Below are 22,596 nucleotides of genomic sequence, written 5' to 3'. Positions count from 1 at the left end.
CGAATGGCACGCGAGCACTTCACCGTCACCCTTTCGGAGATAGCCCGAGCCGGGTTCCAGGATCTCGCAGACGCGCGTGAGGCGGTGACGGAGCTTGCGGAGCGATTGGCGCAACCGATCTCTCCGCTGCTCAGCGGTCTTGCGGCTGCCGCAGATCCCGACGCCGCGCTGAATCGCGTGCGCCAACTCGCCGAGCAGCATCGGGACGTGCTCACGGCGATCGACTTCGACGACTTCGGGCGCTTGTGCGTGCTCGTGGGGGCGTCACCGGCACTCGGAGACTTCTTCACCAGGCAGCCGTCGCGGTTACCTGAGATCCTGCGCGAGGGTGGAGCCGTCATTCCGGCCTCCCAGGCGCGCGCGCAGATGCTTCAAGCAGTGCTCCACGGAGAGACGGGCGAGCCTCTCGTCGCTGAGGCCGGGTGGATCGCGCTGCGTACGCGCTACCGGGAGATGCTCGCGCAGCTCATGCTGTTCGACCTCTACGCGGGACGCGCCGGTCACGCGGAACGCGTCTTCGAGGAGGTCGCCGAATCCCTGTCGGGTCTCGCCGCTGCCGCGATCGAGGCCTCGCTCCACGTGGCTCGTGCGACCTTCATCGCCGGCGATTCGGGCCCGCATGTGGCACCCGAGCGCTTGGACGCTGTTCGACTCGGTGTCATCGCGATGGGCAAGTGCGGCGCCGAAGAGCTCAATGTCGTCTCCGATGTCGATGTGATTTTCGTGGTGGAGAGCGCGGACAGCGAGGTGCTCGATGACGATGCACTGATCCGACTCGGCACACGACTCGCGAGCGAGGTCATGCGCGGCATCCACGACCCCGCGCTCGAACCGCCGCTGTGGCAGCTCGATGCCAACCTGCGACCGGAGGGCAGGCACGGTCCGCTCGTACGCACACTCGGATCCATGCGGAATTATTACGACCGGTGGGCGAAGGCTTGGGAGTTCCAAGCACTGCTCAAAGCGCGTCCGCTGGCTGGCGACCTCGAGCTCGCCGCGGCATTTGTCGAAGACACTCGTGCGCTCGTATGGGCGTCCTCGTCGCGCGAAGACTTCGTGGGATCCGTGCAGCGCATGCGTGAACGCGTCACCGAGCACATCTCTGACGACGAACTCGAGGTGCAGCTCAAGCTCGGTCCCGGCGGGCTGCGCGACATCGAATTCAGCGTGCAGCTCTTGCAGCTCGTCCACGGGCAGTACGACGAGCGCTTGCACGTTGCCGGCACGCTGCCGGCTCTCCGTGCACTCGTCGACGGGGGGTACATCGCCCGCAGCGATGGTGACTGCCTGGCAGCGGACTATCGCTTTCTCCGCGTACTCGAGCACCGGTTGCAGCTGCGGGATCTGCGTCGCACCGCGCTGATGCCGACCGACGAGCACGAGCTGCGCGTGCTTGCACGCGCGACTGGCCTCGCGAGCTCGGCAGCGGAGCTTCTCTCTCAGTGGAGGGCGAGAAAGCGCGAGGTGCGTCAGCTGCATCTGAAGATCTTCTACGCACCGCTCCTCAGCGCAGTTGCGTCTCTGCCCGAGGAGGAGCTGGTGCTCGGCAGCGACGACGCGAGAGCGCGGCTGTCGAGCGTGGGCTTCCGTGATCCTGACGGCGCAATGCGCCACATGGCTGCACTCACTCGGGGCACCTCGCGGCGCGCGATGATTCAACGCAATCTGATGCCGGTGCTGCTGCAATGGCTCTCGGACGGCACGGATCCCGATTTCGGCCTGCTTGCGTTTCGCCGGGTGAGCGAGGCCAATCGTGAGACCCCCTGGTATCTGCGCCTGCTTCGAGACGGAACCGAGGCCGCTGAGCGGCTGACCAGGGTGCTGTCGAATTCCCGCTACGCCGCGGAGCTGCTCGAGTCGATTCCCGAAGCCGTCGCCTGGCTCGAGCGTGACGAATCACTGCAGCCGATGCAGTTGCAGACGCTCTTCGACGAGATGCGAGCCATCGCTTCGCGGCGAACCGGTATCGACTCCGCTGCGGTCGCGCTTCGAGCGGTACATCGCCGGGAGGTGCTGCGGCTCGCCATGGGGCGCATCGTCGGGGTGATCGACGATGTCGCGGTCGCCGCTGGTCTCGATGCGGCGCACACGGCCCTCCTCGATGCGCTGCTGCTCTCGGTGCGCGGGGGAACCGTTCCGTATGGCAAGGCGCCGTCGAATGCGGAAGTCGGCGATGAGGTGCCCCCCGCCATCGAGCTGGCACTCATCGGCATGGGTCGGTACGGCGGCCGGGAGCTGGGCTTCGCTTCAGACATCGACTTGATCGCGGTATTCCGTGCGCCGCCGGGCGTCGCGAGCGACCGTGCTGCTCGAGAGGCGACCCGATTGATCTCGGAGCTGCGTCGCGCAGTCTCGGATCCGCGTTTTCCGGTGGATCTCGATTTCGACCTGCGGCCCGAGGGGAAGAACGGGCCGCTCGTCAGGAGTCTCGATGCCTATCGCGCCTATTACGCACGCTGGTCGGTGACGTGGGAGGCCCAAGCACTGCTCCGTGCCCGGCCCGTTGCCGGCGACGCGCGCCTGGGTGCCGACTTTGTCTCGCTCGCCGATGAGATCAGGTACCCGGAGCACTTCGGTGAGGAGCAGGTGCGGGAGGTGCGGCGAATCAAAGCTCGCGTCGAGGCTGAGCGCCTGCCTCGGGGTGCTGAACCGAAGCGGCACCTGAAACTCGGGCCGGGCGGCATCAGCGACGTTGAGTGGCTCGTGCAGTTGCTGCAGTTGCGCGCCGGGGCTGAGCACCACGAGCTGCGCACGGTCTCGACCGTTGCCGCGCTGCATGCAGCAGGCGAAGTCGGCCTCCTTCAGATCGAAGACATTGAACACCTACTCGATTCGTGGCGATTCGCGAGTCGGGCGCGCACCGCGCTAAAACTTTGGACCGGGCGTTCTTCTGATTCACTCCCGACCGGGTGGAGCGATCTCGCTGGCATCGCCGGCGTACTCGGTGTGTCACGCGCGCACACGTCTGAGCTCGAGGAACGCTGGTTCGCCGTATCGCGGCGCGCGCGCGCCGTCTTCGAACGGGAGTTCTTCGGGTACGAGGACGCGCCTCGGTTCACCGTGACATAACGGGATGAACGTCGTTACAGAGCGCTGAACCACGTCGGGTCACACGGAGTTCGGACACCGTTCACCGAAAACTCTCGCGCAAACGCTCCGTAAAGCGTAACCTGATCGTTATGCAGTATTTGCAAAGGTTCCTCGAGGCGCTTCTCGCTGAAGACGGCGCTGAGTTCGAGGACGAACTCGAGTCCTAGTCCCTTCGAACCGGCGCGACGAAGCCGTCGCGCCGGAGGAGCGCGCCCCGCTCGTTGATCGCGAGAGGGGCGCTTCTGCGTGTTGGAGATGAAGGAAGACTCGTGCGTGAGGGATGAATTTCGCTGGATGCGCTTCGAGACGAAGCTCGGATAAAAGCCGAAGACTCTCTGCTCCTCTGCAGTCGAGTCGGGCCGCTCACAAACCGAGATGTCGTTTCCTCGGTAGCGCTTGGCCCGGGAGTTTGATCGAAGCGACTATTCACCCCTGCCGTGCACGGGCCGGGCGTTCTCCGGAGGTTCGCCGACCTCGTCGACCATATGACCACTGCAGCTCGCCTGGGTGACGCTGGCGCGCTCGATGCGCGATATGGCGAACCAACGCATTGCGTCGCGCAGATGGCACCACCCGACGAGGTACCATTTGCCGTTTGTGGAAGCGAACAGCACCGGCTCGACGTCGCGAGTGGTCGTGGCGCCGTCTCGCGACGTGTATCGGATACGAATCACGCGCTGCTCAGCCATTGCCTCCTCCAGAGCCGACTTGATGACGCGTGAAGACGACGGCCGCGCGTTGACCCAAATGCGATCGGCGAGCTCGTCAGCTTGCCCGCGGGTCCGGGGGTCGAGGACGTCGAGAATCTTGCGAACGCCAGCTGCAGCACGATCAGCGTAGGGAGCATCGGGGGCCGCAGATACGGCAGCCATGAGCGCCACGGCCTGCGCTGGGGACAGGGTGACGGGCGGCAGTGACCCGCTGTTGGTGAGTCCGTACCCGCCACCCGGTCCGGGGCGAGACCAGATGGCCGCGCCGCTGCTCTCGAGTGCATCGAGGTCGCGCTTGACCGTTCGCACCGACACCTCGAATTCCCGCGCCAAACGCTCAGCGGAGATGCCCCGCGCGCCGGCGCGGCGTAACGTCTCAGAGATGGCATGCAGTCGTTCGCTTCGTCTCATCCTTCAGAGCCCATCAAGTTCATGTCAGAAATAGTGACACACCCTTGTCGCATGCGCCTGAGAGGCTGGTCGCATGACAACTACTCCAAGCAATCCGACCATCGTACTTATCGCCGGCCATTGGCTGGGGGCCTGGGCCTGGGACGAGGTCCTGGAACACCTCGATACCGACCGCACTCGTGCATCAGCGATCACTCTGCCCGGCCTGGACGGGAACGACAGTGGTCGCGCCGCAAAGACGCTCGACGACCAGGCCTCAGCGATCCGCGACATTATCGCTCAGCACGGTGATCAGCCGGTAGTCCTCGTTGCTCATAGTGGAGCCAACGCTCCCGTGAGCATGATCCTCGACCGCTATCCAGAGCTCGTTGCCCGAGTGATCTGGGTCGATTCTGGCCCCGTGGCAGACGGCAGCGTGTTCGCCCCTGATTTTCCGGCAGAACTGGAAGACATGCCGTTGCCGTCGTTCGACGACCTCGGACAACAGGCAAGCCTTGACGGATTGAGCGCCGAGGCGCTCGAACGCTTCCGAGCGCTGGCCGTACCGGAGCCTGCCCCGGTGCTTCGTCAACCCGTCGAGCTCGTGAACGCTGCCCGCCACGGTGTTCCAACGACTTTGGTGTGCTGCTCGATCTCGGGTGAGCAGGTACAGGAGCTGGTGCAGGCAGGTCAACCCATGTTCGCTGAGGTCGCGAACTACTCGCACGTCGACTTCGTCGACCTCCCCACGGGGCACTGGCCAATGTGGAGCCGACCGCGCGACCTCGCCGAGGTCATCTCGTCGGCGGTTTCTGACACAATCTGAAGCGACCCCGCGATGTCGTAAGGCGACCTCGACCTCGCGCTTGCTGCGGCAGAAACAGCGCAACGCCCCTCACGACAGCCAGCCGTGAGGAGCGTTGCGGGTGGGAATGTTGTGCGTAGAGCGTCACACTCCCCAGATCCCGAACGTTACACGCCGTAGTAGAGCTCGAACTCGAACGGGTGCGGGCGCAGCGCCATCGGGGCGATCTCAGCGTCTCGCTTGAACGCGATCCAGGTCTCAACGAGTTCTTCCGTGAAGACGTCACCTTCGAGCAGGAACTGGTGATCAGCCTCGAGAGCCGCGAGCGCCTCTTCGAGGGAGCCCGGCACCTGAGGAATGTTCTTGGCCTCCTCCGGGGGGAGCTCGTAGAGATCCTTGTCGATCGGATCCATGGGTTCGATGCGGTTGCGAATCCCGTCGAGCCCCGCCATCATCTGCGCGGCGAAGGCGAGGTACGGGTTACCCGAAGCATCGGGCGCCCGGAACTCGATGCGCTTTGCCTTCGGGTTCGAACCGGTGAGCGGGATGCGCACCGCGGCCGAGCGGTTGCCGGCCGAGTACGCGAGGTTCACTGGAGCTTCGTAGCCCTTGACCAGGCGGCGGTAGCTGTTGATCGTCGGGTTCGTGAACGCGAGCAGCGCCGGCGCGTGGTGCAGGATGCCACCGATGTACCAGCGGGCGATGTCGGAGAGCTGCGCGTAGCCGTTCTCATCGTAGAAGAGGGGCTCGCCACCCTTCCAGAGCGACATATGGGTGTGCATTCCTGAGCCGTTGTCGCCGAATACGGGCTTCGGCATGAACGTGGCCGTCTTGCCCCAGAGCTCGGCGGTGTTCTTCACCACGTACTTGAACTTGAGCACGTCATCCGCCGCCTTGACGAGCGTGTCGAAGCGGTAGTTGATCTCGGCCTGGCCGGGAGCGCCGACCTCGTGGTGGGAACGCTCGAGCTTCAGGCCTGCCTCGATGAGTCGCAGCGAAATGTCATCGCGCAGATCCGCCTGCTTGTCGACGGGGGAGACGGGGAAGTAGCCGCCCTTCTCGTGCGTCGTGTTGCCGAGGTTGCCGCCCTCGATCTCACGAGCCGAGTTCCAGCTTGCTTCCTCGGAGTCGATCTCGTACATCGTGCGGCGCGGTGTCGTTTCGTACCGCACCGAATCCAAAATGTAGAACTCAGCCTCCGGTGCGAAGAACGCGGTATCGGCGACCCCCGTCGAGGCGAGGTACTGCTCCGCCTTCTTGGCGACCTGACGAGGATCCTTCGAATAGATCTCGCCGGTACGCGGGTTGAAGATGTCGCAGATGACGATCAGCGTGCGCTCTGCGCGGAACTGATCGAGGTACGCCGTCGAGACGTCGGGAATAAGCTGCATATCGGACTCGGCGATACCGGCGAACCCGCGAATCGAGGAGCCATCGAACATCTGACCGATCTCGAAGAACTCCTCGTCGACCGTTGCCGCAGGGATGTTGAAGTGCTGCTGCACCCCGGGCAGATCGGTGAAGCGGATGTCGACGAACTTCACATCGGTGTCCTTGATGAAGTCGATGACTTCCTGCGGGGTGGTGAACATTCTGCTCCTCGGGTTCATTTCGGCCGCGGATATCGGATCTTCACCGCGCCGATCGTGTGCCTCCACCTTACGCGAGCATGATTTCAAAACCATGAGTCGAGTGTTTCGCGAGTGTTACGCGGCGCTCATTCGACGCTTCTTTCCCGGCTGCGCACGTCAGGCGCGGATCAGCACGGTTCCGGCGATCTTGTCGTGAAAGGCTCGCTGATCCGAATCCCACACGAGCACCGGGATCACGAGGCAGAGCAGTACGGTTCGCACGATCGGTCGCCACACGCCGACCCAGCCTCCGGTGAGCGGCACGACTCTGAGGCCGACGATGCGATGCCCCAGAGAGCCGCCGATCGTCGGGATGAAGATGATCTGGAGCAGCGCGAAGAACAGCACGTTCCACAGCTCTGGGTGCGGACCACCGACGAGGAAGTACGCGGGCAGCGCGGCGAGACCCCAGTCGATGAGTATCGCCACGACGCGTCGGCCGACCCGCGCCACCGAGCGCGGGCCCTCGTCAGGCAGTCCGAGTCGCTCACCCGGCCATTGACTCGGTTCGAGTTCACCAAACCGCTGCGGGGCTGAAGTGGGCATGCGTTAGCGCGGACGTTGCGAGCGAACGCGGTTCGGGTCCATTCCCTTGGGAATGCCCACCGGCGCGCTCTGCAGGGACGAGAGGCGCGTGTAGACCGCGCCGACCTCGTTCCGGCTCATCACCGGCTTGAGCTTCACGAGCGTGCGCGAGAGTTTGGAAAGTGGAATACCGTCGCCGTCAGGGCCGACGTAGAGGTGCACGACCGCGACGTTGCGCAGCGCTCGCTTGACCTTGCGCTCTTCGTCGGCAGCCATCCGTTGTGTGCGTTGGCGCGAACCCTCCGAGATCAGGACGACACCGCCGCGCCCGACCACTCGGTAGACCGCATCCTGGCTGCGGTTGATGGCGATCGGTGTCTCAGACCCGCGCCACGAGCGGCGCAGAGCACTCTGCACGACCGCACCGACGGCGCCGGGACGGCCCTCGATCTGATCGTATGCGGTGCGCTCGGCGCGTCGACCCAGCACGATCATGACGAGCAGGATGCCGACGAGGATGCCCGTGATCGGCCACAGAATCCACGAGAACCAGCTGCCCGGAAGCAACCATGCGAGCAGCACGGCAACGACGATCGGAGCCACAAAGCACAGCAACAGGATCCACGGGAGGTTCGTGTCGTGCACCTTTGTGGTGCGGTAGATCTCGAACATCTGCCGAATACGTCCGCTGCGCTTCGCCTTTTCTGCTGCCATGTTTCCAGGATATCGCGTCCTGGGCCGTGAAATGACCCGCTGTAGAGGCTTCGCGCACGTGCGTCCGCTCACAGCGATGAGAGATCGCGTTCTGAGCGCGCGAATTCCACAGTTGCATGTGAAGCGCCAATGCGTGGTCTTCCTCGCGGAAGGATCTGAGCATCGCACATACCGCGTTCGCGGCTCGACCAGAAGAGGAGGCTGAGATGAATCCGAGGGCGAAAGCGCCGGCGCGGCGTTCCGGCGCTGCTGCACGTCTCGCTCGCGATGCGCTCGATTGGAGCACCGCCGGTCTCGAACGTCGCGCACAAGGCCGCTGCGGCGCGCCGACGGGAGCAGAAGCGCGGCACCGCTCACGGGGCCACGACATCGGGTGCGCGGCGATCGGGATGCCACGCCACGAACTCGTCCGCATGATCGGCCGAGCCGACGCCGCCGGTGCAGCAGGCCTGATCACTGACGCTCTGGATGAAGCGATTGGTGAACTTGCGCGGCGCGGGAGTGCCTGGAGCATCCTCGATGCGCACGAGGTGATCGGCGAGGCACTGGAACGCAGGATCACTCCGGCGCCCGCTCTCGCGCGCTCGGGAGATGCAACAGGCGCCCGAACGAGCGAGCCGACCAACAGCGAGAAGCCGCGGCCATCACGAGTGATGACCGCGGCTCCTCGGGCACGCCATGGCTAGATGCCGAGATTGGCCTCGAACTGCCCAGCTTCCAGACGCTCGCGCACCTGGGTCAGGAATCGTGCGGCATCCGCGCCGTCGACGATCCGATGATCGTACGACAGTGCGAGGTAGACGGTCGAACGAACCGCGATGGAGTCGCCCTCCGGCCCCGAGATGACCACCGGCTTCTTCACCACAGCGCCGGTGCCCATAATGGCGACCTGCGGGAGGAAGACGAGCGGCGTATCGAAGAGGGCTCCGCGCGAACCGGTGTTCGTCAGCGTGAACGTGCCACCGCTGAGCTCATCGGGCGTCAGCTTGTTGTCACGCGTGCGAGCCGCGAGATCGGCGATCTCGCCGGAGATCTCGCTGAGATCCTTCGATCCGGCGTCCCGCAGCACCGGGGTCAGCAGGCCGCGTTCGGTGTCGACCGCGATGCTGATGTTCTCGGTGGAGGGGTAGGTGATCGAATCGCCGTCGACCGTCGCATTGATGATCGGGTAGGTGCGCAGTGCTTCTGCCGCAGCCAGAGCGAAGAACGGGAGGAACGACAGCTTCGACCCGGTCTTCTCGAGGAACTCGTCCTTCTTCGCTTGGCGCAACTGAGCGATTCGCGTGACATCGACCTCGACAACGGTGGTCAGCTGAGCGGTGCCCTGCAACGAGGCCACAGCACGCTCCGCGATGACCTTGCGCAGACGACTCATCTTCTGCGAGGTACCGCGCAGCTCCGAGACCTTCGGAGCAGGGGCTGCCGAAGCCGGAGCTGCTGCGGAGGCAGGCTGGGCGGACGACGCGCGATCCGCTGCGGCGAGTACGTCTTCCTTGCGGATGCGTCCACCGACGCCCGATCCGCTCAACGACGAAAGATCGACACCGCGCTCATGCGCGAGCTTGCGCACGATCGGCGTCACGTAGCCGGCATTCGAATCCGAAGCATCTGCTGACGTTGCGACGGGGGTCTTCGCGGAAGGTGACGACGCTGCTGGTTCCGCAGCAGCCGCTCCTGCCTGCTCATCAGTCGGTGCCGGCTTCTCGTAGCCCGCTGCGCCACTCGAGGCAGGCGACGCAGGAGCCTGCTCGGCCGACGCTTCCTTGGCCGGTGCCGACTGCGCCGGTTGCGCTTCCGGTTCAGGGGTCGACTCCGGCTCCTTCTCCGTCGAGGGCTGCTCCGCGGGAGCAGGAGTGCCGCTCCCTACTCGCGCAAGCTCGCCGCCGACCTCGACGGTGTCGTCCTCCTGCACGAGAATCTCCTGCAGAATTCCAGCGATCGGCGACGGAACCTCGGTATCGACCTTGTCGGTCGATACCTCGAGCAGCGGCTCATCGACCTCGACGGAGTCACCGACACTCTTCAGCCAGCGGGTCACTGTTCCTTCGGTGATGCTCTCACCCAGGGAGGGAAGCACGATGCTCTGCGAGTCGCCTGCCGGTGCTTCCGACGAGGATGCCTCGGGCTTCGCTTCCGGAGCATGCTCCGAAGCTGGCGTCGACGCCGCGTCCGACTCGGGCTCAGCTGCAGGCTCGGGCTCAGCTGCAGGCTCGGGCTCCTCCGCAGCCGCGGGCTCGCTCGCCGGAGCCGACTCAGCCGAACCGCTGCCGTCGCCGACCTTGGCGAGCACTGCACCGACCTCTGCCGTCTCGTCTTCTTGCACGAGGATCTCTTCAACCACACCTGCGACAGGTGAGGGGATCTCGGTGTCGACCTTGTCGGTCGAGACCTCGAGCAAGGGCTCATCGACCTCAACGGAGTCGCCGACGTTCTTGAGCCAGCGCGTCACCGTCCCTTCGGTCACACTCTCGCCAAGTGCGGGGAGGACCACCGATTCACTCATCGTGCATATCTCCGTTCGTTGTTCAATCTTCTCGCCGCGCTCAGATTGCGTGCAGCGGCTTGCCGGCGAGCTTCAGCATGGTCTCGCCGATGGTTTCATTCTGCGTCGGGTGTGCATGCACGAACGGCGCTACGTCTTCGGGGTACGCCTCCCAGTTCACGATGAGTTGCGCTTCACCGACGAGTTCACCGACGCGAGCCCCGATCATGTGTACGCCCACGACGGGACCGTCGTTAACCCGGACCGCCTTGACGCTTCCCGCGGTGCCCAGGATCGAGCTCTTGGCGTTGCCCGCGAGGTTGTACTCGTAGCTCGTGACCTGATCCTCGCCGTACTGCTCCTTCGCCTTCGCTTCGGTCAGCCCGACCGAGGCGATCTCGGGATCGCAGTAGGTGATCTTGGGAATGTTCGCGTCCTCGACCGTCACGGGGTTGAGCCCGGCGATCTGCTCGGCCACGAAAACGCCCTGCTGGTAACCGCGATGCGCGAGCTGCAAGCCCGGAACGATATCGCCGATCGCGTAGACACCGGAGACGTTCGTCTCGAGACGTTCGTTCGCAAGCACGAAGCCGCGGTCCATCTCGACTCCGACCTCTTCGAAGCCGAGTCCCTGCGTCACCGGTCCGCGACCGACAGCGACCAGCAGGTAGTCGGCGTCGATCGTGGCGCCGTCTTCGAGCGTGATCGTCACGCTATCCGCGTCCTGCGACACCGACTTGAATCTCACACCGAGCTTGAAGTCGATGCCGCGCTTGCGGAACGCGCGTTCCAGCTGCTTCGAAATCGACTCTTCCTCGTTCGGCACCAGGTGGGGCAGGCCCTCGATGATGGTGACGTCCGCGCCGAAAGACCTCCACACGCTTGCGAACTCGACGCCGATGACGCCGCCGCCGAGGATGGCGACCCGCTTCGGAATCTCCTCGAGTTCGAGCGCCTGTTCGCTCGTGATGACCCGGCCCTCGATATCGAGGCCGGGGAGTGAGCGCGAGAACGAACCCGTGGCGAGCACGACGTGCTTGCCGACGATGCGCTCTGAGCCGACCTGCACTGCATCAGCCGCGACGAGCTTGCCTTCGCCCTCGATGATGGTGATCTTGTTGGCCTTGAGCAGACCTTGCAGGCCCTTGTACTTGCTCGCGACGAGCTTCTCGCGGAACCGTGTGACGCCGGCAATGTCGATGCTCGCGACGCTCGAGTTAATCCCGTACGCCTCGCCATCTCGCGCGACTTCCGCAATTTCAGCGGAATGCAGCAGCGCTTTCGTCGGCACGCAGCCGCGGTGCAAACAGGTGCCGCCCAGTTTGTCCTTTTCGATGAGCGCGGCGCTGTATCCCAACTGCGTCGCGCGGATCGCCGCCGCATAACCGGCGCTGCCGCCGCCGAGAACTACGATGTCAAACTGCTGATCGGCCAAGTGGGGTCTCCCTCGGAAAGCTCGCAATGTGATGGGCGGCCATGAGATGCCGGGCACGCCTCGTCCAGACTACACCTGCGAGTGCGGGGCGCCATGCGGCGGGTTTCGCTGTGGGCGTGACGGAAACGGATGGCTCGACGCCGAGCGTTCGTAGGATGGAACCGTGACCGATTCGATCTTCTCCGCAGACTACGCAGAACGCCGCGCTCGCGTGCCGCGCGGGCTCCCGCTCGTCGTTGCGATGCAGGGCCTCACCGACGCCGGAGGCGCCGTCGCGCAGCTCGAGGAGTACCTGTGGGAACACGGAGCGCCCGAGGAACTGGTGCGCTTCAACGCCGACCTCCTGCTCGACTATCGGGCCCGGCGACCCGTGATCACGTTCGACGAAGACCACTTCGTCGACTACGCCCCCGAAGAGCTGACGCTCTCACTGCTGCACGACGAGCTCGGTGCGCCGTTTCTGCTGCTCAGCGGATACGAGCCCGATTTCCGCTGGGAACAGTTCATCGACACGGTCTTGCTGCTGGTGCACGAGTTCGAGGTATCCATCACCGTTTGGTCGCACGCGATTCCCATGCCGGTGCCGCATACGCGACCCATTTCCACCACGGTGAGCGGATCCCGCGACGATCTCATCGAGGGGCGATCGGTGTGGAAGCCGACGACCAAGCTCTCGGCATCGGCCTCTCACGTACTCGAGTACCGACTGCACAGCCTGGGGGAGGAGGTAGCGGGATTCGCACTCTTGATTCCTCACTATCTCGCCAACACGGAGTACCCCGACGCGCTCTTCGCCGCGCTCGACGGCATCATGGCAGCGACCGGGCTGATCCTCCCGACTGATGATGTGCGTCGCCTGGCTCGGCAATTCAACGCTCAGGTAGACACGCAGATCGCTGAGAATGAGGAGTCGACGGAGATGGTGCGCACGCTCGAGCAGCGGTACGACGCATACATGGAGGATCAGAGCCCGCGCTCACCGCTCGTGTCCGAAGACGGCTCGATCCCGACTGCCGACCAACTCGCGAGCGAGCTCGAGCGCTATCTGGCCGAGCACCGGCGCCGCGGCGACGAAGATGCGTCGTCCAAGTGACGCGAACTCACGGTAAATATCACTTCATGACGCGGCTGGCAAGAACTCTCGTGCAGACGTGCAATAATTGAGGTGCTGCCCATGCAATCCGGTCGCACTTTCCGTTCCGCGGGAATACACCGGGCTTGACATGGGTTTTCATGCTGTGAGCACTCGTCGGTGATTTTCGCCGGCGGCACAGGCCGAAATCTGAGATGAGAGAGGCGGCTGCGTGGCAACTGCAACCACGACCACAACTCGGGCGTCCGCTACGGGCGCCAAGAAGAAGGCTGTTGAGACCGAGGAGGCCGGTGAGATGACCGAGACCGCGGCGGCTCCGCGCAAGAAGGCAGCTGCGAAGAAGACAGTGGCAGAGAAGAAGACCGTTGCGGCGAAGAAGCCTGCAGCGGCGAAGAAGCCCGGGGCGGTCAAGGCGAAGCGCGCCACGAAGAAGAGCGCTGAAGACGAGATCGACTTGGACGCCCCTGACGTCGACGAAGAGGCCGAGGCCGCTGAAGAAGAGAAGCCGGCTCCCGCAGTAATCGAGCCGCTCCCGACGGGCGCCATCGTGTTGAAGGCGCGCGACGAGGAGGACGTGCCGACCATCACGACGGCGATTCCCGGAGCAACGGCCGACCCGGTCAAGGATTACCTCAAGCAGATCGGCAAGGTCGCACTGCTGAACGCGGCTGAAGAGGTCGAACTGGCGATGCGCATCGAGGCGGGACTCTTCGCAGAGGAGAAGCTCTCCTCCGAGAAGGGGCTGCCGAAGAAGCTCGAGCGTGAATTGAAGTGGGTTGCCCGAGACGGGCAGCGTGCGAAGAGTCACCTGCTCGGCGCGAACCTACGTCTCGTCGTCTCGCTCGCGAAGCGGTACACCGGTCGCGGCATGCAGTTTCTCGACCTCATTCAGGAGGGCAACCTCGGCCTGATCCGCGCCGTCGAGAAGTTCGACTACACCAAGGGCTTCAAGTTCTCCACGTATGCGACCTGGTGGATCCGCCAGGCCATCACCCGAGCGATGGCCGATCAGGCACGTACCATTCGTATTCCGGTGCACATGGTCGAGGTCATCAACAAGCTGGCTCGTGTGCAGCGTCAAATGCTGCAGGATCTCGGGCGGGAACCCACGCCCGAAGAGCTGAGCCGCGAACTCGACATGACCCCTGAGAAGGTCGTGGAGGTGCAGAAGTACGGCCGTGAGCCCATTTCGTTGCACACCCCTTTGGGTGAGGATGGCGACAGCGAGTTCGGCGACCTGATCGAGGACACCGAGGCTGTGGTTCCGGCGGACGCCGTGGGCTTTACGATGCTGCAGCAGCAGCTCGAGCAGCTCCTCGATTCGCTCTCAGAGCGCGAAGCCGGCGTGATCCGCATGCGATTCGGTCTGGGCGATGGGATGCCCAAGACGCTGGATCAGATCGGTGACACGTTCGGCGTGACACGCGAGCGCATCCGTCAGATCGAGTCGAAGACCATGGCGAAGCTGCGACACCCATCGCGCAGCCAGCAGCTGCGGGACTACCTGGACTGAGCAGGACACAACGGCGAAGGCCCCCGGCGATGGAAATCATCGCCGGGGGCCTTCTTCTGATCACGCAGCTTATGCGTTGAGCTTATGGGTCTCGTCGTGCCAGACCTCCGCCATGGGGCGCAGCTTCTGCTCGTGCTTGTTCGCGTGGTGCGCACAGAACAGCAGTTCGCTTCCGCCCAGCAGCACTCGGACGTATGCCTGCGCACCGCAGCTGTCGCAGCGATCCAGTGCGCTCAGGGGACGATCCGCGGACTCGACCTCATCGGTGCGTTCCTGCTCGAGTGTCGTCATGGCAACCTCCTCTTCATCTTCGTTCACTTCGTCACCATCCAAGCACGCTCGGCTCGGAATCCCCCCATTCGAGAGCGCGGGTTCGCTGACCGCGTATCGAAGTCGGCCGCGAACGCACTCGCCGCGGTCCTTCCGCGTCAGTGCGGGTGGTGTGCCCTAGTGTTGACCCGTCATCAACCTGAGGAGATCTGAGCAGTGGCAGATTCCAATTATTCCGCGCGGCACCTGACGGTACTCGAAGGCCTTGAAGCAGTGCGCAAGCGTCCGGGCATGTACATCGGCACGACTGATTCGCGCGGCCTCATGCACTGCCTGTGGGAGATCATCGACAATTCTGTCGACGAAGCTCTGGCTGGTCACGGGAACGAGATCGGTATCACCCTGCACGATGACGGCAGTGTGACCGTTACCGACGACGGCCGTGGCGTGCCGGTCGATATCGAGCCGAAGAGCGGCTTGAGCGGTGTGGAGCTCGTCTTCACGAAGCTGCACGCCGGCGGCAAGTTCGGCGGCGGCGGATATGCATCGTCGGGTGGCTTGCATGGCGTGGGCGCATCCGTCGTGAACGCACTGTCGTCGCGTCTCGATGTCGAGGTGGACCGAGATGGGAAGACATGGGCGATGTCCTTCCGCCATGGCGAGCCCGGTGTGTTCGCCGGTGAGGGACCCGACAGCCCGTTCACCCCGTTCGAGGACTCGTCCGAGCTGAGGATCGCCGGTAAGGTCAAGCGCGGGGTGACGGGTACTCGTGTGCGGTACTGGGCCGATCCGCAGATCTTTCTCTCCTCAGCGCGATTCGAGCCGGAATCGCTCGTTGCACGCGCGCGTCAGACCGCTTTTCTAGTGCCGGGTTTGGCCATCGAGATCACTGATGAGCGCTCCGAGTCCGCGGGCGACGATGGCACGGCACCAGTGCATCGTTTCGCTTACGAGGGTGGCATCTCGGAGTTCGTCGAGTTCTTGGCAGTGGATGCTCCGCTGACCGACACGTGGCGCGTCACCGACACCGGTAAGTTCACCGAGACGGTTCCCGTAATGGACGAGCAGAGCGGGCATCTGGTCTCGCGCGAAGTCGAGCGCGAGTGCGAGGTAGATATCGCGCTGCGCTGGGGTACCGGCTACGACACCGAGATTCAGAGCTTCGTCAACATCATCGCCACGCCGAAGGGCGGTACGCACCTGGCCGGCTTCGAACAGGGGCTCACGCGATTCTTCCGCAAGCAGATCGAGATCAACGCGCGCAAACTCAAGGCGGGCAGCGATAAGCCGGACAAGGACGACATTCTCACCGGGCTCACCGCCGTCGTAACCGTGCGCGTGCCCGAGCCGCAGTTTGAGGGGCAGACCAAGGAAGTGCTGGGCACGGCAGCCGTGCGCGCTATCGTCTCGAAGGCGATCGTGCAGGGCATGACTGCCCGATACGAATCGACGAAGAAGCCGGACAAGACGCAGACGAATGCGCTGCTTGAGAAGATGGTCTCGGAGATGAAAGCGCGGATCGCGCTGCGCGCGCAGCGCGACACCGCGCGTCGGAAGAGCTCGCTCGAGAGCTCGTCGCTCCCGGCGAAGCTCATCGACTGCCGGTCGAAAACGGTCGCGGAGACCGAGCTGTTCATCGTCGAGGGCGACAGCGCTCTCGGTACCGCGCGCCCGGCGCGCGATAGCGAGTTTCAGGCGCTCCTCCCGATTCGCGGCAAGATCCTCAACGTGCAGAAAGCTTCGGTCGCCGAGATGCTCAACAACACCGAGTGCGGTGCGATCATCAAGGTGATCGGTGCGGGGTCCGGCCGCGATTTCGAACTCGAGTCTGCCAGGTACGGCAAAGTCATTCTGATGAGCGATGCCGACGTCGACGGTGCGCACATTCGCACGCTTCTGCTGACGCTCTTCTTCCGTTACATGCGACCCATGCTCGAAGCTGGACGCGTGTACGCCGCAGTGCCGCCACTGCATCGCGTCATCGTGCAGAACGCCGGTCGCAAGGCGAACGACGTCATCTACACGTACAGCGAGCGCGAGCTGAATACGCTGCTCGCCGACCTGAAGAAGCGGGGAAAGAAATACCTCGAACCCATTCAGCGATACAAGGGACTCGGTGAGATGGACGCCGACCAGCTCGCCGAGACGACGATGGATCGAGATCAACGTGCGCTCCGTCGGGTGCGCGTCGAAGATGCGCACGCCGCATCTCAGATCTTCGAGCTGCTCATGGGGAATGATGTCGCTCCGCGCAAGGAGTTCATCATTGAGAATGCCGACGACCTGGACCGCGAGCGCATCGACGCATAAGCACCGTTTCATCGACCCCTGGTGCGCTGCGATGAGAGTGCGTCTGGGGCTCCCTTCCGAAGATCGAGGAGCCCCAAACGCGCTCCCGCCGAGGCGAAGGTTACGGCGCGACCCCGACGTACGCGGCTGATCCGTCGATGGGCTGGCCCGATCCGTCGCGTTTGCCGAGCTCAGTCGGAAGCTTGCGGGCCGTGCCATCGGATGCGAGCGCGCGAGGCTCGCCCGTGCCGACCCAGGCGCAGGCGATCTGATCCTCCCATTTGAGGAAGCGCTGGGCCCGCACTCCGCCGGTCGCTCGGCCCTTCGGGGGGAACTCGCTCCAGTCCGAGACCTTCGCGGTCGCCACATCGGTTCCTGGGAGCGTGATCGAGCTGTCGGCGACGGTCACCACGCGTGCGTCTACTCCCTCGGGAACGGCGCCCGCGAAAACGACGCGCGCCTCGGGGGAGAGGCGCATTCCCGTCATGCCCGCGGCAGGTCGACCCTGCGGTCGCACGGCAGCAGCGGGGAAGCGCAGGAGCTGAGCGTCGCTGGAGACCGCGGCGATCTCGGTGCCGTCGGGAGCGGCGAACGCTCCCACCACGGCGTCGCCCGGCTTCAAGCTGATGACTTCGAACGCGGGTTTCGCGGGCAGATCCGTGAGCAGCACGCGCTTGACGGTGCCCAGCCTCGTGAAGAGCCCCACGGGCGTCTCCGTGTCGAGAGGCACCACGCCGACGACGCGCAGGCTCTTGTGCGTGACACCGATGTAGTCGAGCAGCTTTGCGCCCGCTGAGAATGCGATGCTCGCAGCGGGTACGAGCGGGAGATCGACCGGGGTGAAGCGCTGCAGCGTGCCGTCGGACAGGATCGCTCCGAGCTCGCCGCGCACCGTGCCGTCGATCGTGGTGAGCACAGCGCCGTGCTTGGTTGCCCGGGGGGCAGGGCGCACGTTGCTCGGCGCATCAGGGTCGCGATCGATGCGAAGGGCACGGCCGGTCACGGAGAGCAGCACGGTGCAGGGCGTATCGGCGACCTCGAGCGATGTCGCCGACGATGCAGAACGCGTCGGGCGCACCACGGCCCCAGTGAGTACCGTGCGTCGCGGAGTACCGAACGCCTCGGCGGCTTCGTCCATCTCGTGCGCGACCACTTCGCGCAGGCGGTGGTCATCACCGAGAATCGCGAGTAGTCGATCGATTTCTGCCTGGAGTTCGTCTCGCTCCGCTTCGAGCTCGACCCGAGAGAACTTGGTGAGCCGACGCAGGCGCAGTTCGAGGATGTACTCGGCCTGTGCCTCGGAGAGCTCGAAGACCTGCATCAAGCGACTCCGCGCTGCGTCAGCATCGTCACTGGTGCGGATGACCTGGATGACCTCGTCGATGTCGACGATCGCGATGAGCATGCCCTCGACGAGGTGCAAGCGCTCGCGCCGCTTCATCAGCCGGTGCTCTGAGCGCCGGGTGACCACCGAGATGCGGTGATCGAGGAACACTCGCAGCATCTCGCGCAGCCCCAGCGTCTGCGGTTGCCCCTGCACGAGTGCGACCGAGTTGATGCTGAAGGAGTCTTCGAGCGGCGTATAGCGGAACAGCTGTTCGAGCACGGCCTCGGGCGAGAAGCCGGTCTTCAGCGTGATGACGAGGCGGAGCCCGTTCTTACGGTCAGTCAGGTCGGCAACGTCGGATATACCGGAGAGCTTCTTGGCTTCGACGCCCTGCTTGATCTTCTCGATCACGCGCTCGGGACCGACGAGATACGGCAGCTCGGTGACGACGAGGCCGGTGCGTCGCGGCGCGAGCTGCTCGACAGAGACTTTCGCTCGTGTGCGGAAAGCGCCGCGTCCCGTGCGGTACGCGTCTTTCACGCCCTCCAGACCGACGATGGTGCCGCCTCCGGGCAGGTCAGGGCCCGGGATGTACTCCATGAGCTCGTCGACCGTCGCGTCGGGATTGCGCAGCAGGTGCTTCGCTCCGTCGACGACCTCGATGAGATTGTGCGGCGCGAGGTTCGTGGCCATTCCCACAGCGATACCGCTCGCGCCATTGACGAGCAGGTTCGGCACTGCAGAGGGCAGCACCTCGGGCTGCAGCAGCTGGCTGTCGTAGTTCGGCACGAAGTCCACGACGTTCTCGTCGAGTGACTCCGTCATGGCGAGCGCTGCCCCGGCGAGTCGGGCCTCGGTGTAGCGGGAAGCCGCCGGGCCGTCGTCGAGCGACCCGAAGTTGCCGTGGCCGTCGACGAGCGGTAGGCGCATCGCGAAGCTCTGCGCGAGGCGCACGAGTGCATCGTAAATCGACGAGTCGCCGTGCGGGTGCAGCTTGCCCATCACCTCGCCGACCACACGAGCCGACTTGACGTGCCCCTTCTCGGGGCGCAGACCCATGTCTTGCATCATGTAGAGGATGCGTCGCTGCACCGGCTTGAGACCATCGCGTGCGTCGGGAAGCGCGCGCGAGTAGATCACGGAGTAGGCGTACTCGAGGAACGAACCCTCCATCTCTTGAAGGATGTCGATGTCTTCGATGCGTTCGCCGGCGAGTTCGTGGGACGCGTCCGGGGTACCGGCGGACGTACTGCGGGGGTCGGTCATAATGGATTTCATGCTACCGACGACCGCCGACAACGGCGCGAGGCTTGCCGCGATTCTGCCAAGCGGCATCGCCGCGGTCGCGCGCGGGCTCGCAACGACGCTCCCCGAAGAACTCCGGTACGCCGATGCCGACTCGCTTCCCGCCCTCCGCTCATTCGTGATGATCGTGGTCGATGGCCTCGGGAGTGCGAATCTGGCAGCGCGAGCCGGCCATGCACCCGCGCTGGCACGCCTCCCGCGCAAGCGAATCGAGACCGTTGCTCCTTCAACCACGGGGGCTGCGTTGACGACGCTCCTCACCGGCCGACTTCCGGGGGAGCACGGGCTGATCGGCTATCGCATCAGGCACCCTGAGCTCGGTCTCGTCACCACGCTTCGCGATTGGCAGGGCATCGGCGATCCGCGAGCCTGGCAGCACGCCACTCCGCTGCTCACGCATGCGTCGTCGATCGGAGCGCGAGCCGTCGCGATCGGGCGCCCCGCGCATGCCACCGGCGGCCTCACCGAAGCCATTCTCGCCGGCGCCGAATATCTCGGGGGCCAGCGGATTGAGGATCGATTCGCGCTCGCCTCCCGGGTGCTGCGTGAACAGACCCCCGCGATCGTCTACCTCTACATCGACGAGCTCGACAAAGCCGGACATGAGCATGGATGGCAGGGGGAGCAGTGGGGGCGGCGACTCGAGCAGTTCGACGCGTCGCTCGAGGGCTTCCTGCGCTCACTGCCGGGAGACGTCGGGATCGCAATCACCGCTGATCACGGGATGGTGGATGTCGCGCCGCATCAGCAGATCATGCTCGAGGCGGATCCCGCCCTGCTCGACGGGGTTGCAGCGATCGGGGGCGAACCGCGATTCCGATCGCTGTACCTGCACGAGGGAGTCGACGCGGAGGCGATCTCCCGTGCGTGGCAGGAGGCAGAGGGAAGCCGTGCGTGGGTGGGCACGCGTGCCGAGCTGATAGCGAACGGCAGCTTCGGCCCGGTTCGCCCCGGCGTCGAAGAGCGCCTGGGCGACGTACTCATCGCTGCGCGCAAGCAGGTCGCCTATTACACGAGCACCGAGGATCCCCGAGTGCTCACCATGGTCGGCCAGCACGGGTCGTTCACGGATGAGGAGCGCGGCGTGCCGCTCGCGCTCGGGGGCGCGCTCGTCGGAACACGGTTCGCGGCGGCCGTTCAGGCCACAGCGAACAGCCGTTCACCGCACTGATCAGGAAGCCTACGAGGTCCGGAGCTCGTCGAAACGACGAGGGTCGCGCCGAATGCTCAGTTCGAGGGGTCCTCGTCGCTGCGCGTACCGAACAAGATGTCGTCCCAGCTCGGGATCGAGGCGCGACCCTTCTTCGAGCTGCGTTCGGAATCGGGCGCAACGCCAGTCGGCTCGGGCGGGCCCTGCGCCGGTTCCTGGCGCTCGGCGGCTGGAGATCCCGAACCGCGAGCTGCGCCCGAGACGCCTGCGGTACTCCAGATGCTTCGCGGAGCGGGCGGTGCTTCTGGTGCCGCGTTCTGCGGCTGCGGTGCCCGACCGGCGCGTTCGGGCGATGGCGCTTCACGGGCGGATCCCGATTCCGCGGCATCGTCTGCATCGTCGATCTCGAGCGCCGCAAGATCGAGTTCCTGCGGCTGCAGCTCTGAACCGGTGCCGCCGTCGTGACGCTTTCCCTGATCTCGCTCTCCACGCCGCTTACGCAGGGCGTCGAGCAGGTCGGCGGTTTGGCTCAGGTCTGCAGGGGCCTCCGCATCCGAAGAAATGGCGCGCTGATCGATCTCGCGTCGACGAGCGAACTCCGCGTTGGGGTCGCTGAGCGGCGCGTTCGGATCTTCTGCGGGTTCCAGTGCCGGATCCGCGTCGGCCCGCTCATCTTCGGAGACGCCACTGGGCAATCCGTCGGCATCGAACGCTCCCGAATCGAACCGCCCCGACCGTTCGGCCGTATCGACCGCTCGCAATTTCGGAATCAAGCGGTCGCCCACGTCACCCTGCTTGGAGAGATTGACGGCGTCGGGATTGATGGGCGAGAGCACGCCCTTGCGGTGATCGAAGGTCCACACGGCGCGGTGGGCGACGTCGCGGGAAATGAACTCGAGGCTCACCATCCAACCGCGCTCTTCGTCGCGCCACGAAGACCATTCGTTGGTGTCAGAGCCGAGGGTGGAAAGTCGTTCTGAGATCACTGCGCCGAATTGCTGGTTACCGTCATCCTGCGCCTCCGTGCGGACGGGCACTGCGTGCGCGCGCTCAAGAATGTACCGGCGCTCGGCGAGCACCGGCTCTTCATAGCGCTCGATATCGACATCGTCGAGACCGGTCTCCGAGGCGACCTGAGCGCGCGTCTTGCCTGCTCGGATGAGCGCCTGGATCTCACGCGGGCCGACCTTTCCGGGCAGTCGTTCTCGACGACCGAGGTGTCGGAGCTCGCTCAACGCAGCGTCGTCCACGACGAAGCGGAACTCGTCACCTGCATCGTTCGCGACGATCAGCGACCGGTCATCTCGGCGCACAAAGCGCAGTTCGTCCATCGGCGCATCCCTTCGTGAGTCGCGACCCAGAGTGTCACACGGAGACCCGGTGACGCAGCATTGATGCGGCGCGTGGCGAAACGCGAACCCGCAAAACTTCGCGCTCAGAGAACTTTCCGAGCAAGGGTTTGCGCAGGGAGTGCATCGTGCGGCAGACTATGGCCGCTCGAAGGATAAGGTGCCGGCAGACCGGCCCGGGAATGCAGGAGAGAATGGCCACGGATTACGACGCCCCGCGCAAGACTGAAGAAGACGCCGAGTCGATCGAGGCGTTGAAGGAGCGTGGACCGGCAAAGGGCGCGTCAGGCCTCGACTCCGATGACGCCGACAACCCGAGTTTCGACCTCGGCGGAAATGACCTCTCCGACGTCGAACTCGACGTCATCGTGCTGCCTCAGCAGGACGACGAGTTCACGTGCGTGAGCTGCTTCCTGGTCCGCCACCGCTCGCAGATCGACCACGAGACCGACCTCGGGCCGATTTGCCGCGAATGCTCAAACTGAGTCGCATCGCGACTCTGGCATTCGCGGCTGACG

17 protein-coding genes are annotated in these 22,596 nt (G+C 64.8%); 8 read left to right on the top strand and 9 right to left on the bottom strand.

The genetic code is table 11. The annotated features are described in order from the left end of the window. Positions 1–3: 3 nt before the first annotated feature. On the top strand, positions 4–3,069 hold the full coding sequence (locus AB0O71_RS11010; RefSeq protein ID WP_363745196.1) for a bifunctional [glutamine synthetase] adenylyltransferase/[glutamine synthetase]-adenylyl-L-tyrosine phosphorylase: 3,066 nt from the start codon (positions 4–6) through the stop codon (positions 3,067–3,069). Positions 3,070–3,512: 443 nt separating this feature from the next. On the opposite strand, the gene AB0O71_RS11005 is transcribed toward AB0O71_RS11010, so the two are convergent. Continuing rightward, positions 3,513–4,211: a YafY family protein gene (locus tag AB0O71_RS11005; protein ID WP_363745194.1), complete on the bottom strand. Its 699-nt coding sequence runs from the start codon at positions 4,209–4,211 to the stop codon at positions 3,513–3,515. Positions 4,212–4,284: 73 nt separating this feature from the next. Between AB0O71_RS11005 and AB0O71_RS11000 the strand changes: the two genes are divergently transcribed. Continuing rightward, positions 4,285–5,016 carry an alpha/beta hydrolase gene (locus tag AB0O71_RS11000; protein WP_363745192.1) on the top strand — a complete coding sequence of 244 codons (732 nt, stop codon included), beginning with the start codon at positions 4,285–4,287 and terminating at the stop codon, positions 5,014–5,016. A gap of 146 nt (positions 5,017–5,162) precedes the next feature. Here the strand turns inward: AB0O71_RS11000 and glnA are convergent, their stop codons facing one another. The 3 genes from glnA to AB0O71_RS10985 all read right to left on the bottom strand — a co-directional run bounded on the left by glnA (position 5,163) and on the right by AB0O71_RS10985 (position 7,865). After that, positions 5,163–6,587, bottom strand: a complete 1,425-nt coding sequence (gene glnA, locus AB0O71_RS10995) for a type I glutamate--ammonia ligase (protein ID WP_363745190.1) — start codon at positions 6,585–6,587, stop codon at positions 5,163–5,165. A 156-nt stretch (positions 6,588–6,743) separates the two neighbouring features. Next, a complete protein-coding gene (locus AB0O71_RS10990) occupies positions 6,744–7,172 on the bottom strand; it encodes an RDD family protein (protein WP_363745188.1) in 429 nt (142 codons plus the stop codon). Positions 7,173–7,175: 3 nt separating this feature from the next. Then, positions 7,176–7,865: a DUF4191 domain-containing protein gene (locus AB0O71_RS10985; protein ID WP_363745186.1), complete on the bottom strand. Its 690-nt coding sequence runs from the start codon at positions 7,863–7,865 to the stop codon at positions 7,176–7,178. Between the two features lie 206 nt (positions 7,866–8,071). On the opposite strand from AB0O71_RS10985, the gene AB0O71_RS10980 reads away from it, so the two are divergent. Next, positions 8,072–8,551 carry a hypothetical protein gene (locus AB0O71_RS10980; RefSeq protein WP_363745184.1) on the top strand — a complete coding sequence of 160 codons (480 nt, stop codon included), beginning with the start codon at positions 8,072–8,074 and terminating at the stop codon, positions 8,549–8,551. Here the strand turns inward: AB0O71_RS10980 and sucB are convergent. Continuing rightward, positions 8,548–10,368 carry a 2-oxoglutarate dehydrogenase, E2 component, dihydrolipoamide succinyltransferase gene (gene sucB / locus AB0O71_RS10975; protein WP_363745182.1) on the bottom strand — a complete coding sequence of 607 codons (1,821 nt, stop codon included), beginning with the start codon at positions 10,366–10,368 and terminating at the stop codon, positions 8,548–8,550. The two genes, AB0O71_RS10980 and sucB, sit on opposite strands and share 4 nt — an antisense overlap. A 40-nt stretch (positions 10,369–10,408) precedes the next feature. Beyond that, the gene (gene lpdA / locus AB0O71_RS10970) at positions 10,409–11,782 is read right to left on the bottom strand and encodes a dihydrolipoyl dehydrogenase (RefSeq protein WP_363745180.1); all 1,374 of its coding nucleotides are present in this window, start codon (positions 11,780–11,782) and stop codon (positions 10,409–10,411) included. A gap of 163 nt (positions 11,783–11,945) precedes the next feature. Between lpdA and AB0O71_RS10965 the strand changes: the two genes are divergently transcribed. Together AB0O71_RS10965 and AB0O71_RS10960 are read left to right on the top strand one after the other, a co-directional pair. After that, complete coding sequence (locus AB0O71_RS10965; RefSeq protein WP_363745178.1) at positions 11,946–12,875, top strand: PAC2 family protein; 930 nt, start codon at positions 11,946–11,948, stop codon at positions 12,873–12,875. Positions 12,876–13,086: 211 nt separating this feature from the next. After that, positions 13,087–14,388, top strand: coding sequence for an RNA polymerase sigma factor (locus tag AB0O71_RS10960; protein ID WP_363745176.1), 1,302 nt, complete (start codon positions 13,087–13,089; stop codon positions 14,386–14,388). A 69-nt stretch (positions 14,389–14,457) separates the two neighbouring features. Here AB0O71_RS10960 and AB0O71_RS10955 read toward each other — a convergent pair whose 3' ends face one another. Next, positions 14,458–14,679, bottom strand: coding sequence for a hypothetical protein (locus tag AB0O71_RS10955; protein ID WP_363745174.1), 222 nt, complete (start codon positions 14,677–14,679; stop codon positions 14,458–14,460). 195 nt (positions 14,680–14,874) lie between these two features. Between AB0O71_RS10955 and AB0O71_RS10950 the strand changes: the two genes are divergently transcribed. Further along, positions 14,875–16,968 (top strand): DNA topoisomerase IV subunit B, encoded by a 2,094-nt coding sequence (locus tag AB0O71_RS10950; protein ID WP_363745172.1) that lies wholly within the window; start codon positions 14,875–14,877, stop codon positions 16,966–16,968. A gap of 100 nt (positions 16,969–17,068) precedes the next feature. On the opposite strand, the gene AB0O71_RS10945 is transcribed toward AB0O71_RS10950, so the two are convergent. Next, positions 17,069–19,540 (bottom strand): DNA topoisomerase IV subunit A, encoded by a 2,472-nt coding sequence (locus AB0O71_RS10945; RefSeq protein ID WP_363745170.1) that lies wholly within the window; start codon positions 19,538–19,540, stop codon positions 17,069–17,071. Between the two features lie 10 nt (positions 19,541–19,550). Between AB0O71_RS10945 and AB0O71_RS10940 the strand changes: the two genes are divergently transcribed. After that, positions 19,551–20,750, top strand: coding sequence for a nucleotide pyrophosphatase/phosphodiesterase family protein (locus tag AB0O71_RS10940; RefSeq protein ID WP_363745168.1), 1,200 nt, complete (start codon positions 19,551–19,553; stop codon positions 20,748–20,750). A 56-nt stretch (positions 20,751–20,806) separates the two neighbouring features. On the opposite strand, the gene sepH is transcribed toward AB0O71_RS10940, so the two are convergent. Then, positions 20,807–22,060 carry a septation protein SepH gene (gene sepH, locus AB0O71_RS10935; RefSeq protein ID WP_363745166.1) on the bottom strand — a complete coding sequence of 418 codons (1,254 nt, stop codon included), beginning with the start codon at positions 22,058–22,060 and terminating at the stop codon, positions 20,807–20,809. Between the two features lie 212 nt (positions 22,061–22,272). Here sepH and AB0O71_RS10930 point away from each other — a divergent pair, with 212 nt between their 5' ends. Next, the gene (locus AB0O71_RS10930; RefSeq protein ID WP_363745164.1) at positions 22,273–22,563 is read left to right on the top strand and encodes a DUF4193 domain-containing protein; all 291 of its coding nucleotides are present in this window, start codon (positions 22,273–22,275) and stop codon (positions 22,561–22,563) included. The last annotated feature ends 33 nt before the right edge of the window (positions 22,564–22,596 follow it).

Source organism: Leucobacter sp. NPDC077196 (assembly GCF_040687075.1).
GTDB lineage: Bacteria > Actinomycetota > Actinomycetes > Actinomycetales > Microbacteriaceae > Leucobacter.
The sequence above is the reverse complement of the archived record's forward strand: the minus strand, read 5'-3'. Positions and strand labels throughout refer to the sequence as shown.

Bases quoted from the DNA above. Each gene is read 5' to 3' on its own strand.
- AB0O71_RS10940 (WP_363745168.1), top strand. From the start codon at position 19,551: ATGCTACCGACGACCGCCGACAACGGCGCGAGGCTTGCCGCGATTCTG.
- AB0O71_RS11000 (WP_363745192.1), top strand. From the start codon at position 4,285: ATGACAACTACTCCAAGCAATCCGACCATCGTACTTATCGCCGGCCAT.
- AB0O71_RS11010 (WP_363745196.1), top strand. From the start codon at position 4: ATGGCACGCGAGCACTTCACCGTCACCCTTTCGGAGATAGCCCGAGCC.
- AB0O71_RS10945 (WP_363745170.1), bottom strand. From the start codon at position 19,540: ATGACCGACCCCCGCAGTACGTCCGCCGGTACCCCGGACGCGTCCCAC.
- AB0O71_RS10985 (WP_363745186.1), bottom strand. From the start codon at position 7,865: ATGGCAGCAGAAAAGGCGAAGCGCAGCGGACGTATTCGGCAGATGTTC.
- sucB (WP_363745182.1), bottom strand. From the start codon at position 10,368: ATGAGTGAATCGGTGGTCCTCCCCGCACTTGGCGAGAGTGTGACCGAA.
- sepH (WP_363745166.1), bottom strand. From the start codon at position 22,060: ATGGACGAACTGCGCTTTGTGCGCCGAGATGACCGGTCGCTGATCGTC.
- AB0O71_RS10990 (WP_363745188.1), bottom strand. From the start codon at position 7,172: ATGCCCACTTCAGCCCCGCAGCGGTTTGGTGAACTCGAACCGAGTCAA.
- AB0O71_RS10930 (WP_363745164.1), top strand. From the start codon at position 22,273: ATGGCCACGGATTACGACGCCCCGCGCAAGACTGAAGAAGACGCCGAG.
- AB0O71_RS11005 (WP_363745194.1), bottom strand. From the start codon at position 4,211: ATGAGACGAAGCGAACGACTGCATGCCATCTCTGAGACGTTACGCCGC.
- glnA (WP_363745190.1), bottom strand. From the start codon at position 6,587: ATGTTCACCACCCCGCAGGAAGTCATCGACTTCATCAAGGACACCGAT.
- AB0O71_RS10980 (WP_363745184.1), top strand. From the start codon at position 8,072: ATGAATCCGAGGGCGAAAGCGCCGGCGCGGCGTTCCGGCGCTGCTGCA.
- AB0O71_RS10955 (WP_363745174.1), bottom strand. From the start codon at position 14,679: ATGACGACACTCGAGCAGGAACGCACCGATGAGGTCGAGTCCGCGGAT.